Origin of the sequence: Gottfriedia sp. S16(2024) (genome assembly GCF_050473765.1) — a bacterium.
In the GTDB taxonomy this organism is placed as follows: domain Bacteria; phylum Bacillota; class Bacilli; order Bacillales; family Bacillaceae_G; genus Gottfriedia.
This window is the reverse complement of record NZ_JBFLUO010000001.1, coordinates 3,132,123-3,145,432: the sequence shown is the minus strand read 5'-3', so window position 1 is coordinate 3,145,432 and position 13,310 is coordinate 3,132,123. Positions and strand designations below refer to the sequence as shown.

At 32.9% G+C, this 13,310-nt stretch carries 16 protein-coding genes; 5 read left to right on the top strand and 11 right to left on the bottom strand.

Translation table 11 applies throughout. From position 1 onward, the window contains the following. Positions 1–27: 27 nt before the first annotated feature. From AB1282_RS14685 to AB1282_RS14675, 3 genes are all read right to left on the bottom strand, one after another. Positions 28–381, bottom strand: a complete 354-nt coding sequence (locus AB1282_RS14685; RefSeq protein WP_429899389.1) for a hypothetical protein — start codon at positions 379–381, stop codon at positions 28–30. 321 nt (positions 382–702) lie between these two features. Then, positions 703–852: a hypothetical protein gene (locus AB1282_RS14680; RefSeq protein WP_056470655.1), complete on the bottom strand. Its 150-nt coding sequence runs from the start codon at positions 850–852 to the stop codon at positions 703–705. A gap of 76 nt (positions 853–928) precedes the next feature. Next, a complete protein-coding gene (locus AB1282_RS14675; protein ID WP_429899388.1) occupies positions 929–1,873 on the bottom strand; it encodes a ketopantoate reductase family protein in 945 nt (314 codons plus the stop codon). Positions 1,874–2,156: 283 nt separating this feature from the next. Here AB1282_RS14675 and AB1282_RS14670 point away from each other — a divergent pair, with 283 nt between their 5' ends. Next, complete coding sequence (locus AB1282_RS14670) at positions 2,157–2,714, top strand: TetR/AcrR family transcriptional regulator (RefSeq protein WP_390310494.1); 558 nt, start codon at positions 2,157–2,159, stop codon at positions 2,712–2,714. 77 nt (positions 2,715–2,791) lie between these two features. Here AB1282_RS14670 and AB1282_RS14665 read toward each other — a convergent pair whose 3' ends face one another. After that, positions 2,792–3,070 carry a hypothetical protein gene (locus tag AB1282_RS14665; RefSeq protein ID WP_429899387.1) on the bottom strand — a complete coding sequence of 93 codons (279 nt, stop codon included), beginning with the start codon at positions 3,068–3,070 and terminating at the stop codon, positions 2,792–2,794. A 485-nt stretch (positions 3,071–3,555) separates the two neighbouring features. Here AB1282_RS14665 and AB1282_RS14660 point away from each other — a divergent pair, with 485 nt between their 5' ends. Both AB1282_RS14660 and AB1282_RS14655 read left to right on the top strand, forming a co-directional pair. Then, positions 3,556–4,572, top strand: a complete 1,017-nt coding sequence (locus AB1282_RS14660; RefSeq protein ID WP_056470667.1) for an aldo/keto reductase — start codon at positions 3,556–3,558, stop codon at positions 4,570–4,572. 26 nt (positions 4,573–4,598) lie between these two features. Further along, entirely contained in the window at positions 4,599–5,024 is a 426-nt protein-coding gene (locus AB1282_RS14655; RefSeq protein ID WP_429899386.1) for an SRPBCC family protein, read from the top strand. Positions 5,025–5,248: 224 nt separating this feature from the next. Here the strand turns inward: AB1282_RS14655 and hisC are convergent, their stop codons facing one another. From hisC to AB1282_RS14625, 6 genes are all read right to left on the bottom strand, one after another. Continuing rightward, positions 5,249–6,331 carry a histidinol-phosphate transaminase gene (hisC, locus tag AB1282_RS14650; RefSeq protein WP_056470673.1) on the bottom strand — a complete coding sequence of 361 codons (1,083 nt, stop codon included), beginning with the start codon at positions 6,329–6,331 and terminating at the stop codon, positions 5,249–5,251. Positions 6,332–6,505: 174 nt separating this feature from the next. After that, positions 6,506–7,657, bottom strand: a complete 1,152-nt coding sequence (locus AB1282_RS14645) for a homogentisate 1,2-dioxygenase (RefSeq protein WP_056470674.1) — start codon at positions 7,655–7,657, stop codon at positions 6,506–6,508. Positions 7,658–7,667: 10 nt separating this feature from the next. Further along, positions 7,668–8,564 (bottom strand): fumarylacetoacetate hydrolase family protein, encoded by an 897-nt coding sequence (locus AB1282_RS14640; RefSeq protein WP_056470676.1) that lies wholly within the window; start codon positions 8,562–8,564, stop codon positions 7,668–7,670. 4 nt (positions 8,565–8,568) lie between these two features. After that, the gene (locus tag AB1282_RS14635) at positions 8,569–9,180 is read right to left on the bottom strand and encodes a flavin reductase family protein (protein ID WP_056470678.1); all 612 of its coding nucleotides are present in this window, start codon (positions 9,178–9,180) and stop codon (positions 8,569–8,571) included. Between the two features lie 12 nt (positions 9,181–9,192). After that, positions 9,193–10,308: a 4-hydroxyphenylpyruvate dioxygenase gene (gene hppD / locus AB1282_RS14630; protein ID WP_056470680.1), complete on the bottom strand. Its 1,116-nt coding sequence runs from the start codon at positions 10,306–10,308 to the stop codon at positions 9,193–9,195. Between the two features lie 334 nt (positions 10,309–10,642). Further along, the gene (locus AB1282_RS14625; protein WP_390310509.1) at positions 10,643–10,963 is read right to left on the bottom strand and encodes a winged helix-turn-helix transcriptional regulator; all 321 of its coding nucleotides are present in this window, start codon (positions 10,961–10,963) and stop codon (positions 10,643–10,645) included. 337 nt (positions 10,964–11,300) lie between these two features. Between AB1282_RS14625 and AB1282_RS14620 the strand changes: the two genes are divergently transcribed. Next, the gene (locus tag AB1282_RS14620; RefSeq protein ID WP_429899385.1) at positions 11,301–11,837 is read left to right on the top strand and encodes a flavodoxin family protein; all 537 of its coding nucleotides are present in this window, start codon (positions 11,301–11,303) and stop codon (positions 11,835–11,837) included. A gap of 23 nt (positions 11,838–11,860) precedes the next feature. Beyond that, positions 11,861–13,018, top strand: coding sequence for an iron-containing alcohol dehydrogenase (locus AB1282_RS14615; protein ID WP_429899384.1), 1,158 nt, complete (start codon positions 11,861–11,863; stop codon positions 13,016–13,018). A 126-nt stretch (positions 13,019–13,144) separates the two neighbouring features. Here AB1282_RS14615 and AB1282_RS14610 read toward each other — a convergent pair whose 3' ends face one another. Further along, positions 13,145–13,285, bottom strand: coding sequence for a hypothetical protein (locus AB1282_RS14610; protein WP_156339665.1), 141 nt, complete (start codon positions 13,283–13,285; stop codon positions 13,145–13,147). Positions 13,286–13,310: the final 25 nt, after the last annotated feature.

Sequence of the window (13,310 nt, the reverse complement as noted above, 5' to 3'; positions counted from 1 at the left end):
AGAGTTGTTCAATTAACACATGCCTTATTAGAATAGCTTATCATAGTGTTTCTTTGGATTAGCTATTTTGTTATTAATAAAATATTCAGCCTCATTTTTAATAATTTCTATGTAATTATGCTTCTTAAATGGTTTTGTATGTTTAAGAATTCTTCTAAGCCCTCCTTTTACCACTGTTCTCTCATTTTGAACATCTACAATAACAGTCAAGTATAACTTTTCATTATATTTTACTTCTCCCGTAACTTGACCTTTTTCCAAGTTAACTGTATATTCAGGTACAATTTTCAATGGTGAAAATGATGTCCAACCTGCATTTTTAGGCTGAATTCCAAACAACCTATATAACATATCCCAATAAAATTCTTTAAGTTTATTCATAAATGCTCCAATACTGTTTTGGTGTATTTTAAAATCACATTCTGCCTAATAAGTGTATTAGCAAATTTTACGATAATATTTTCATTATACACTCTAAATCCCGCTAAGTGAGTATCCAAATGTTTTAAAAATTTCTGTTAGAGATTACTGGTTTATCCAAAATAACTACTGCTCTATTGAGTGGAGTATGAATATGTGATGACAAGTTTTTTGTCGCCGAATCTGAAATTTATGAGAATAATAAACTCATTTATCAATTTTTAAAAAACTTCAAATAAAAAAACATAGGGAGAATTTAGTCTTCCTATGTCTTCATTCACATTATTTATCTGTTTTTTTTTGCTTATTTTTCAAATACTCCGCACGCATTTTTTCAAGTTGCTGCTTTTTATCAAATTTGGCAGGCGTCTGTTTTTCATGAAACTTTGCAACAGCTTGCTGACCTTTCGTATCCAATTGATATTTTCCCACTTTGTTCACCTACTTTTGTTGTCTTTAAAGAGAATCTATTCAATAAATATAATATACCTTATTACTGAAGTAAACCTTAGTGTATAAATTCATCTCTATACTGATCAATCGATTGCTTTTTAAGGTCATCCCAAATTGGTGTTGAAATATTCGCTTCCTTTTGTAACTGATCGAATGTTCTATAAATGGCTTCAATCTCACTAAAGGATCCTTCAATCATATTATTCATTGGAAGTTTATGAAATATTTTCAATCCATGGTATGCAATATTTCGATATTTACGTACCAATTTCACTTGAAAAGCTGGATCAATTTTGTATCCCAATTTTTCTAACACCATAAAGCCCTCATCCATTGCAGAAATCATCTGTAGTAATGCATTCTTATCATTTGCTATTTTTTTAAAGTCAAAGTTATTTAGATAATGGATTGAGTTCATCGCAACAATTGGTATGAGGTGACTTTTAAGCCAGCCATCAATATGATCATGATATGTTAATTTATACTTTACTTCTTTAAAAGCTTTCTCTAAAGTTGCTTTAAAAGGTATGTCAACTTCCAAACTACCGATTACCATTTGCCCCCCACCACGAATCGAAATGATACGCCCACTTTCTTCACGTTTCCCTCCACTAAGTTGAAAACCAAAGGCTATATTCTTTTTGACGTTGCTATTTTCATTTAGGAATCTTTGCATATTTGCCGAATCAGCATTATTCCCAACAAGCACGATGTTTTTACTTATATTTTGTGCTAATACCGGTAGGACAGAAGGAAATTGATTATATTTCATTACGACAAATATAAGATCGTAGTAGTCGTCTTGTTCAAGTTTATCAATAATGTTAACTGAATCAACGGTATTTTTTCGTTGGAAATAATGACGAATAACAAGTCCATCTTGTTTCAATTGTTCATATCTTTTACTTCTAGCTAAAACAGTTACATCATTCCCTCCTTTTACTAAAGAGTGAGCAAGATAACTTCCCAAAACGCCAGCACCAAAAATTAATACTTTCATCATAGTACTCCTATTCTATCGAATCTTAATCGCTAAAGATTTACGGAAATAATACTGGACATTTGTTTTTTATTGAACAAACGTCTAATATCTAGAAGTTTAGCAACAGACGATCGCTGTATCAATGGTTAATCAAGCTGATTTTGTTTAATAATGAACAAATTAAATCTATTTGTTCAACAAAAGTTTAATAAAGTACATTTGTTTCTTTTTAGACAGTTGTTCATTATAATTAATCTACTAAAGCAATTCTTATATGAAATGATAAATGAAGGAGTATTTTATGGATAAGAGAATCAGAAAATCTAAAAAAGCGATTGAGGATGCACTAATTAGTTTAATGGCGGAGAATGATTTTGAAAGTATCACCATTAATTCAATTGCAGAAAAAGCGGACGTCAATAGAGGGACAATTTATTTGCATTACAAAGACAAATTCGATTTATTAGAGCAATGTATAGAAAGAGAGATAAAAGAATTATTAATATCTTGTTTGCCTGAAGGCTCCGGAAGTTTTCCATCTAAAACACCTTTACTAAGGACGTTTATCTATTTAGAGAAAAACTCTTTCTTTTACCATACTTTGTTAACGAATACTGGGGTTCCCACATTCAGAAATCAATTATTAAGTGTAATGAAAGATGGAATGAGAGATCAATTGAATTTAAATGAATTGAATCAAAATATGAACAAAGAGTTCCTTATTCAGTTTTGGTCTTCTGCAACAATTGGGGTGATTGAATGGTGGATCACTCAATCAATGCCAATTACCGCAGAAGAAATCACGGAACAATTATGGATTTTACTAGAACGAAATCAAATTTTACCAAATATTGAATAATGCCAGACTCTATTCTGATTTCGCTAAATACAATTCGTAATTTATTTGCTTTTATTCGTTATATGTAGGAAAAGAAATCACATTTTTAAAGCATCTACATACTGTTTAGCTTCTAATAATGAAAGTCCTAAAACAGTTCGAACTTCTCTAATTGCTTGAATTTCTTTTCCTTCATTTATGAGTTTTCGCAATTCATTATTAATTGGATGTTTGGGTACTTCTATTACCGTAGCAATCTGATCTAAAGTAATCTTTATATTTTTCATTCGATTCTCTAATTTATTAAGTTTATCAATAACTGTTGTAATCAGAACAAAAACAATGATTAACAATAATCCAAGAAACGTATATTCCACCTTATTCACCTACCAATTTATATTAGTTAGCAATGTATATGGGAAATCATTGAAAAATTATTAGGTATAAAATTTCCTAGTTAATACATGTGTTTTTAAAAATGTATTGCTCCCTATAAAGAGTAAACTTAAAAAGAGATTTCTTGAAATGACTCCGGTACTCAACCGGAGTCATTTCATTTAATGTCCATTGCAGACGATGACATTTTTGATTTTAATCTGTTCTAATCCATCAGGTCACAAATTGTAATTATGAACAATTACTACTAAGTTCTTATGTAACCAAAATGTGCCTATAGAACATACAAGTTACTATCGCACTTTAAAGTACGTTCTTTTTTTCTTTATAAATTTATTCCATAATAACAACTGTAGAGAATAGATTCCTTAGAGGTCATCTTTAATCATCTAATTTCTATTCTCTAACTAAAATTTAACTTAACTTCATATTTTACATGAAGATTAATATATATAGGAGGATTTATATGAAAGAGAATAACTTATTTCAAGGAAAATTAGGTTTTGGAACTGCCCCACTCGGAAATATGTTCCGTAACATCCCTGATGAGGAAGCATACGCAACTGTTGTAGCAGCTTGGGATAATGGCATTCGCTACTTTGATACAGCGCCACTATATGGTGCAGGTCTAGCTGAAATCCGCCTTGGAGAAGTATTATCAAGATACAATCGTGATGATTATGTTTTAAGTACAAAAGTGGGACGTTTAATTTTAGATGAACTAGAAGACGTTTCTGCACGAGACTTAGGTGAAAAAGGTGGAGTTTTTGAATTTGGACGTAAGAATAAGCTTGTGAACGATTATAGTGCTGACGCAACTTTACGTTCAATCGAACAAAGTTTAAATCGTTTGAAAACAGATCGTTTAGACATTGTCTATGTTCATGATATTGCACAAGACTTTTATGGTGACGATTGGATTGCACAGTTTGAAATTGCTCGCACTGGAGCTTTCCGCGTACTTTCTCAATTACGAGATGAAGGTGTTATTAAATCTTGGGGACTTGGTGTTAATAAAGTAGAACCAATCGAAATCGCATTAGAATTAGGTGAATACAAACCCGATGTTAGTTTATTAGCTGGTCGTTATACACTTTTGGATCACGATCGTGCGCTTCAACGATTAATGCCTGAAGCTGCTAAACAAAATGTTGATATTATCGTTGGTGGACCATATAGCTCAGGTATTCTAGCTGGTGGAACTCACTTCGAGTATCAAAAAGCATCACCTGAAATTATCTCGAAAGTTGAGAAAATCAAAGGAATTGCAAATCGACATGGTATCAGTGTGAAAGCTGCAGCTCTTCAATTCTCATTAGCAAATCCAGCAGTTGCAACAGTCATTCCAGGTGCAAGTAAACCAGAGCGAATTGCCGAAGACCAAGCAGCATTAAATGAAGTAATTCCAGCTACATTCTGGCATGAAATGAGAGAACAAAAACTAGTATCAGAAAATGCACCACTACCAATCGACATTAAATAATAACTATATGATAGGAGCGATATAAAATGGCTAACACAATCGTTACAATGGAAATTCCAGCAAATCCTGAAAAAGTATGGCAATTAATTGGCGGTTTCAATTCGCTACCAGATTGGTTACCATATATCCCAAGTAGTGAATTATTAGAAGGTGGACGTGTTCGTAGTTTGGCAAATCCGGATGGCGATGCAATTGTTGAACACCTTGAAGCATTCAATGATAAAGAGCGTTTTTATACGTACTCAATAATGAAAGCACCATTCCCAGTTACAAACTATCAATCGACAATACGTGTTCAAGAGCATTCAGATCGAAATAAATCAATTGTTGAGTGGTCTGGTAGTTTTACTCCTGTGGATGTAACTGATGAGGAAGTAATCAATCTATTCCATGGGATTTATAAAGATGGATTGGAAGCATTAAGACAAGCATTTCAAGTTTTAACTGTATAATAACTAAATTATTAAATATAGTAATAGAGGATAAGTTAGTATTTATCCTCTATTTCTTCGTTTAAGTAGCTGTTTATAAAATGGGAAAGGAGATTTTACTTTCTCACATCAACTATTTTATAAAAAAGAAAAATCCGCTCCATTTTTTGTAGCGGATTTTTCGTGTGATTATATTAGCTATATAGTAGGGTATTAGACCCCATCTTTGACGATTTACTTATTCATTAGATTGTAGAAGTATTTTTCGTTAATGCTGGCTTCAAATGTAAGATTAATCCTTCATTTTCAGCAGCAGTTCCGATTGTAATTCTGATTCCATTAGGGAAAGAACGGATAATGTATCCTTTTGATTCTAAATCCTTAAAGATTTCCTGGCTGTTTTCAAGTGGCACAAATATAAAGTTTGCTTGAGATGGATAGTATTCGATACCATAACTGTTGAAAAACTCTTCGTATTGATCCATGCCTTTTTTATTTTGTTCAACACAGTTTTTAATAAAGACTTGGTCTTCAAGTGCTGCTATTGCTGCTACTTGAGATAGCATTGAAGTGTTGAATGGAAGTCTAGCAATATTTAATTCTTGAATTAATTTGCTATTTGCGATACCATAGCCGATTCGGAATGATGCTAGGCCGTATGCTTTTGAAAAAGTTCTTAAAACGATTAGATTTTCAAATTTATTTAGTAATGAGATTGTATCAGGGAAATCTGATGCTGATACATATTCAACATAAGCTTCGTCAACAACTACAAAAGTAGTGCTTGGTACTTTTTCTAAAAACTCGACTAATTTGCGGCTTCCAATATATGTACCTGTTGGGTTATTTGGATTACAAATCCAAACAATTTTAGTATTCGCATCTACTTGTGCAAGCATAGAATCTAAATCGTGTACACCTTTAACTAAAGGAACTGGTCTTACTTCAGCACCTTCTATAACTGCGTGATGAGCATATTGTGAAAAAGTTTGAGATGCTTGTACAATATTATGTTCTTTCGTTAGCAACGCTCGACTAATCATTTGAATAACTTCGTCAGCACCACTTCCGAATATTAATTGATCTGGCTGTATATTTAAGAAATTCGCTAGTTTCTTACTAATTTCTTCTGTCGCACCATCTGGATAAATCGCAAACTTACTTACTACATTACGTAGTTCTTCAAAAACTTTAGGAGAACATCCGAATGGGTTTTCATTTGATGCAAGTTTTACAACTTTGTCTAGACCATATTCACGCATGACTACTTCACTTGGCTTTCCTGGTGTGTATGCTTGAAGAGTCAAAATTTGTGGTTTCACGTACATGCTTATTTCTCCTTTTATTCAAAGTTTTGTATAATGTTGTCAGTTTATCATATTATTAAGCTGTTAATCTAGTCCTATTTTCAAGAATATTTCAAATTATCTAGTTCCATATTGCCTGCGTTATTTTGAAAATAGCTTGTTTCAAATTCAAATAAAAAGTAGAATCATAAGACTCTACTTTTCAAGCCAACTACCCATATAAGCCGGATCTTCATATTGATGTGCTTCTTTTACTACGTAAAGTGGTCTGAATGTATCAATCATAACTGCTAGTTCTAATGTTTCTTTCTTTCCAATACTACCTTCAGTTTTACCTGGATGTGGTCCATGTGGAATACCTGATGGATGTAATGTAATAGACTCTTGTTCGATTCCTTTTCTACTCATAAAGTTTCCTTCTACATAGTAAAGGACTTCATCACTGTTTACATTACTGTGAACATAAGGTGCCGGAATTGCTTCAGGATGATAATCATACATCCTTGGAACAAATGAGCACACTACAAAATTATGTCCTTCGAATGTTTGATGTACTGGTGGTGGCTGATGAATTCTTCCTGTAATCGGTTCGAAATCTTCAATATTAAATGCCCATGGATATAAATACCCATCCCATCCTACTACATCAAATGGATGATGAGTTAAGACATGTTTATAAAGGTTTCCTCTTGCTCTAGTTAAAACAGTAAATTCACCTTTTTCATCATATGTCTCTAACGTTTCTGGTCCTCTAAAATCACGTTCGCAAAATGGGCTATGCTCAAGCATTTGGCCATATTCATTTCGATAACGTCTTGGAGTTGTTAATTGGCTATTAGACTCAACAATTAAAAACTTCGTATCATCATTTGGAACTACTTTGTAAATTGTTCCAATAGGGATCATGATATAATCGCCTTTACGGTACGTGATTGTTCCGAACATTGTTTGGATTTCACCTGAACCGTAATGGACAAAGAACATTTCATCTCCTTCACCATTTCGATAAAAATGTTTGCTTTCCTCTGTTACGTTTGCAACTGCAATTAATAGATCAGAGTTACCTAAAACGTATACTCTTCCTTCTAAAGCATCGCCTGTACGCTCTAAATTGTTTGTACGAATATGGCGGTGTTGTAATGATGTCTGTTCTTCAAATTCGATTTGAAGTGATTTATAAAATGATGTTTCACTAACTGAAGTAGGCATATGGTTATGATATAAAATAGATTGAGTGCCTGAAAATCCTTTTGTACCCATTACCTGCTCTCTGTATAATGACCCATCTTCTTTTCGAAATTGAATATGTCTTTTCTTTGGAATCTTACCTAGACTACGATAATACACACGCTTCCCCTCACTTTCTTACAGTATTTCGTAATGTACCTAAACCAGTAATGCTTAACTCAACAACGTCTCCATCTTCTAACCAGCGATGTTTTTCTTCACCAAGTTCTAAGATACAACCTGTTCCAACCGTTCCGGAGCCAATTACATCACCTGGATATAGCGTTACATTTTTTGATGCATGAGAAATTAATTCTGGAACGGAATAATAAATTGTAGAAAAATTGCCACTAGAAATGATTTTTCCATTAACTGCAGCTGTCATCTTCAAATCATAGCTTTTACCTGTTCTGAATTTCTCAATTTCATCTTTTGTTACAATACAAGGTCCTAGAGAAGTAGCAAAATCCTTACCTTTTGATGGACCTAAGCCAACTTTTACTTCATGTGCTTGAATATCTCTAGCACTCCAGTCATTCAAAATTGTATAGCCAAGAATATAATCATCGGCTTCTTCAACAGGGATATCTTTACCTTCTTTACCGATAATACAAGCGATTTCTAATTCAAAATCCATCTTTTTGCAATTAGTTGGAATGCTTACATAATCTTCAGGTCCAATAACCGCTCGATGATTCGTAAAATAGAAAACTGGTACGTCATACCACTCAGGTATCATCTCTAGACCTCTTCTGCCGCGAGCAGTTTTTACATGCTCCTCAAAGGCATAAAAATCACGGATACTTTGTGGTCTTGGTAATGGTGCTCGCAATTGAACAGAAGAAAGTGGAATACCTTCTCCTGATATTTCTGCTATTTCATTTTTATATAAATCATAGTTTTCTAGAATCGTTAGTAAATCTGCTGGAATTCGGCCATTACTAGCTTTATTAAGGTCGATTACTTGATCTTCAACTAATAAACCTGCACGCTCATTACCATCATATTGAAAAGTTATAAATTTCATACCTTCACCTTTTTCTTTCAATTGCAAAAGTATCAGAAATAGCACGTGTGTAAGAATGTCCAGCAAGGCGGCCAACTGGATTTAGCTTTTCAGTATTGATTTTGCCATCTGCATATAATTCATCATTTATATGAACATTAACGACTTTACCAATTACTAAACTTCCAGCACCTTTGTTCTCACCAAAATGTAATAGCTCATGAAGCTCACATTCTAGTCCTACTAAACTTTCTTTTACTCGAGGAACTTGTACAGTTGTCCCATCGACTTTTGTAAGGCCAACTTGTTCAAATTCATCTACTCCATACGGAAAATCTGCAGCAGCATTATTAACTTGTTCGCAAATTTCTTCACTTACAATATTAATAATGAATCGTTTCGTCAGTTCAATATTTTTTAATGTGTCTTTTTTCTCGCCGTCTGTACCTCTAATCATAGGTGCAAAGCACACTAACATCGGGTCAGCACAAATCGCTGTAAAGAAACTAAAAGGTGCAACATTCGCTACACCTTCTAAGTTTACAGTTGAAACAAATGCAATCGGACGAGGCAACACTGAACCAATTAACAGCTTATAAGCATCTTGCCATGGTAAAGTATCCGGTCTAATTTCCATTGTTACAACTCCTTATAGATTTCCTCGAAGTTCTTGCTCACGCTCGATTGATTCGAATAATGCTTTAAAGTTACCATCACCGAATCCTCTAGCACCTTTACGTTGAATAATTTCAATAAATAAAGTTGGACGGTCAACGATTGGACGAGTAAAGATTTGTAATAAATACCCTTCATCATCACGGTCAACTAAAATCTTTAATTCTCTTAATTTCTCAATATCTTCATCAATTTTTCCAACGCGCTCTGTTAACATATCATAATACGTATCTGGTGTTTTTAAGAATTCTACACCTAGAGCTCTAAGCTTAGTAACTGTATCAACGATATCTTCAGTTAATAAAGCAATATGTTGTACGCCTGGTCCATTGTTATAGTCTAAGTACTCTTGAATTTGTGATTTCTTTTTACCTTCAGCTGGTTCATTAATTGGGAATTTAATTCTGCTACCATTTGTCATAACTTTTGACATTAATGCAGAATACTCAGTGCTAATATCGTCATCGTCAAAATGGATCATTGATTGGAATCCCATTACGTTTTCATAATAAGAAACCCATTCTTCCATTCTTTCAACGTTACCAACTACATGGTCTAATGCGATTAAACCTGTTTCATTTACTGGAATTGTGAAAGCACGATCTTTATATCCTGGTAAGAAAGGACCATTGTAGTCGCCTTTTTCGATTAATGTGTGAATTGTATCACCATAAGTTCCGATTACAGCTTTTTTAACTGTACCATATTCATCACTAACTTCAGTTGGAGGTAAAATTTTAATCGCTCCACGGCTTACTGCACCTTGATACGCTGCTTCGATATCATCAACTAATAAAGCGATATCTTTAACACCATCGCCATGTTTTTTAATAAACTCAGCAATTTTAGTATCTTCTTTTAAAGATCCAGTAATAACTAGACGAATTGTACCATTTTTTAATACGTAAGAAACTTTATCACGTACTTTTGTTTCTAAACCAGAGTATGCTACTGGTGTAAATCCAAAAGTGTTTGCGAAGAAATAAGCTGTTTGTTTCGCGTTCCCTACATATAGTTCTAAATGATGAACATCTGATACTGGAAAAACATCATAGTTAGTATTTGTTTGTTTTAATTCATCTTGTTTCATTTTAATTTCCCCCTATAAATTACGATTTTTGTAAAGAAAAGAAAAAACTATGTAAGAGCGTTAAGTAAACGCTTACAAAACAAATAACCGCATAAAAAAAATTCTTAACAAGGATGACAATTCGCCAAGAATACCATTTAGAAATATATGGGAAATTCCCTAACGAACACACAACCTTTACTACTATATTAATGTAATGATCGTTTTATGAGCCGATTTTACATTTATATAGTAGTCTTTAAAATATATATTTCTACACTTCTTTTTAAATTCCTTCAAAAAATTTTCAATTAAATAAATTTTTTGTCGTTTCTTAATTTTTTAACTTTTAGGATTAATTCGTATTACTTTTCTTTATATGATTTCCGCCCCATGCACATAAAAGATCCAAAATTGGTTTCATTGATTTACCGTATTCATTTAATTCGTATTCCACTTTAGGCGGAATTTGATCATAAGCAATACGATTAATTAGTCCATCCGCTTCTAACTCTCTTAATTGCTGTGTTAACATTTTTTGAGTTATTTTAGGCATCAGTTTTCTAAGCTCATTCGTTCTTTTTTTACCTGTTTCTAAATGGCAAAGAATAATACACTTCCACTTACCACCTATTACCTCAATCGCTGCTTCAATCGGCATATTATATTCTTTCATATATCCTCCATCATTGCTAATTACTATTTAATTAAAATTAAGATAATTTTAGTCAATTTTTTTAGTACAAATGAAAACTACAAAATCACCATATTTTGTGGATATTATAACTATTGTCCTATCAATGATTTTGCAGTCAACAGTAAAGGTTCATAAAATATAGCATACAAATAAATTATAGTTCAAATATTTATCAGTTATAAAAAAAACAAACTTAGTCCTATAGACTTAGATTTTCCAAATAGTTTTATAGGCACTTTTTAGTACGTACTTTATTTTAGGATCGTAATCATTCATAATTACAATCATAATTTACTCAAAAAGGAGTGGAAACAATATGTTTATCATTCATGGTAGTTCTAGGGAAAACGGAAATACAGAGCAGCTAACAAATCTCATTACAAAAGATGTTGCCAAAACGGAAGTGCAATTACGTCATAAAAATATTAAGGCGATTAACGACCAAAGACACGAGCCCAATGGCTTCCAACCAATTGATGATGATTACGAAGAAATTATTAAAGAAATGCTACAGCATGATACGATTATTTTTTCAACACCTTTATATTGGTATGGTATGAGTGGTTACATGAAAAACTTTATTGATCGTTGGTCTCAAAGTCTTCGTAATAAAGATCTCCAATTCGCTGAAAAAATGAAAAACAAAAAAATGTATGTCGTAATTGTTGGTGGCGATCAGCCAAAAATTAAAGCACTACCATTAATTTTACAATTTAAACATATATTCGAATTTGTTGGAGCAAAACTTGAAGGATATATTATTGGAACAGGAAATTCACCTGGAGCAATAGTAGAAGATCAATTAGCCATTCAACAAGCTGAATTGCTAAATACAACACTAAAAAATAAGTAAGTACAACTAGAAGGAGCAAGACCTTGATTCCATTTTTACAACATAACCCAACTAAATTATGGTTTGGGAAAAATCAAATTGAACAATTATCAAATGAAGTACAAGATTATAACCGTATCCTGATTGTTTATGGTGGCGGCAGTATTAAAAAAAATGGCGTATATGATGACGTTATGAACCAATTAAGTAGTAAAACGATTTTTGAACTTTCTGGAGTTGAACCAAATCCGAGAATAACAACGGTGAATAAAGGTATTCAAATCTGTAGAGATGAAAAAATTGATTTTATTTTAGCTGTAGGCGGCGGTAGTGTAATCGACTGTGTTAAAGCTATTGCAATAGGCGTTCCATATGAAGGAGATGTGTGGGATGTTATTACTAGAAAATCTCAACCAACAAGTGCAACTCCTTTTGGTACTGTTTTAACTTTAGCTGCAACTGGTTCAGAAATGAACTGCACATCAGTTATATCAAATATGGATGTAAATGAAAAAAGAGGATGGAGTAATCCACTCGTTTTTCCTAAATTTTCAATATTAGACCCTTCTTATACATTCTCGGTTCCAATCGATCAAACAATCTATGGAATTGTCGACATTATGTCACATGCATTAGAGCAATATTTCCACCGTGTTAGCAATACACCTATGATTGATCGCTTTATCGAAAGTTTATTAATTACTGTAATCGAAGCTGGAGGAAAGCTTGTTAAGGATTTAGAAAACTATGATTTACGTGAAACAATTATGTACGCTGGAACGACAGCCTTTAATGATACATTATTAAATGGTACAGATGGCGGCGACTGGGCATCACATCAAATTGAACACGCAGTATCTGCCATTTACGATATTCCACACGGCGGTGGATTAGCAATCCTATTCCCTAACTGGTTAAGCCACTGCTTAGACTATGATCCAAGCAGAATTAAAATGCTAGCAACAAATGTTTTTGGAATTTCAGAAGAAGGAAAAACAACAAAGCAAGTTGCAGAAGAAGGAATCCAAGCACTAAGAAGTTTTTGGAACTCAATCGGTGCACCAAACCGATTAGCAGATTACCAAATTGACGACTCACGTTTAGACGAATTAGTAGAAAAATCCTTCGTAAAACCAGTAGTTGGTGGTTACAAAATTTTAGATAAGGAAAGTGCTAGAGATATTTTAGTACGCTCTCTTTAATGAGGAAAAGAACCTTGCATAAAGCGAGGTTCTTTTCTTATGTTGTTGATTTAATAAAATTATCATTTTTTTAAAAAAATCAGCCTTTTTATATTATTTAAAGGTTGTTTGTGGCCTTATTTGCAGTTAGATCATTTTATTTGCGAATTCATCAATTTTATTTGCAGTTTCACTTATTATATTTGCTGATTTACTAATTTTAATTGCAGATTTAAATTTAACTGCTATTAACCTTAAAATACTAGCACCTTTTCTAATCAAAAACAAAAAAAGAACCCACTAAAAGGTTCTC

What these genes read in the sequence shown, in the direction of transcription:
- AB1282_RS14685 (WP_429899389.1), bottom strand. Translation starts at nt 381, where the DNA reads ATGAATAAACTTAAAGAATTTTATTGGGATATGTTATATAGGTTGTTT.
- AB1282_RS14675 (WP_429899388.1), bottom strand. Translation starts at nt 1,873, where the DNA reads ATGAAAGTATTAATTTTTGGTGCTGGCGTTTTGGGAAGTTATCTTGCT.
- AB1282_RS14670 (WP_390310494.1), top strand. Translation starts at nt 2,157, where the DNA reads ATGGATAAGAGAATCAGAAAATCTAAAAAAGCGATTGAGGATGCACTA.
- AB1282_RS14660 (WP_056470667.1), top strand. Translation starts at nt 3,556, where the DNA reads ATGAAAGAGAATAACTTATTTCAAGGAAAATTAGGTTTTGGAACTGCC.
- AB1282_RS14655 (WP_429899386.1), top strand. Translation starts at nt 4,599, where the DNA reads ATGGCTAACACAATCGTTACAATGGAAATTCCAGCAAATCCTGAAAAA.
- hisC (WP_056470673.1), bottom strand. Translation starts at nt 6,331, where the DNA reads ATGTACGTGAAACCACAAATTTTGACTCTTCAAGCATACACACCAGGA.
- AB1282_RS14640 (WP_056470676.1), bottom strand. Translation starts at nt 8,564, where the DNA reads ATGAAATTTATAACTTTTCAATATGATGGTAATGAGCGTGCAGGTTTA.
- AB1282_RS14635 (WP_056470678.1), bottom strand. Translation starts at nt 9,180, where the DNA reads ATGGAAATTAGACCGGATACTTTACCATGGCAAGATGCTTATAAGCTG.
- hppD (WP_056470680.1), bottom strand. Translation starts at nt 10,308, where the DNA reads ATGAAACAAGATGAATTAAAACAAACAAATACTAACTATGATGTTTTT.
- AB1282_RS14625 (WP_390310509.1), bottom strand. Translation starts at nt 10,963, where the DNA reads ATGAAAGAATATAATATGCCGATTGAAGCAGCGATTGAGGTAATAGGT.
- AB1282_RS14620 (WP_429899385.1), top strand. Translation starts at nt 11,301, where the DNA reads ATGTTTATCATTCATGGTAGTTCTAGGGAAAACGGAAATACAGAGCAG.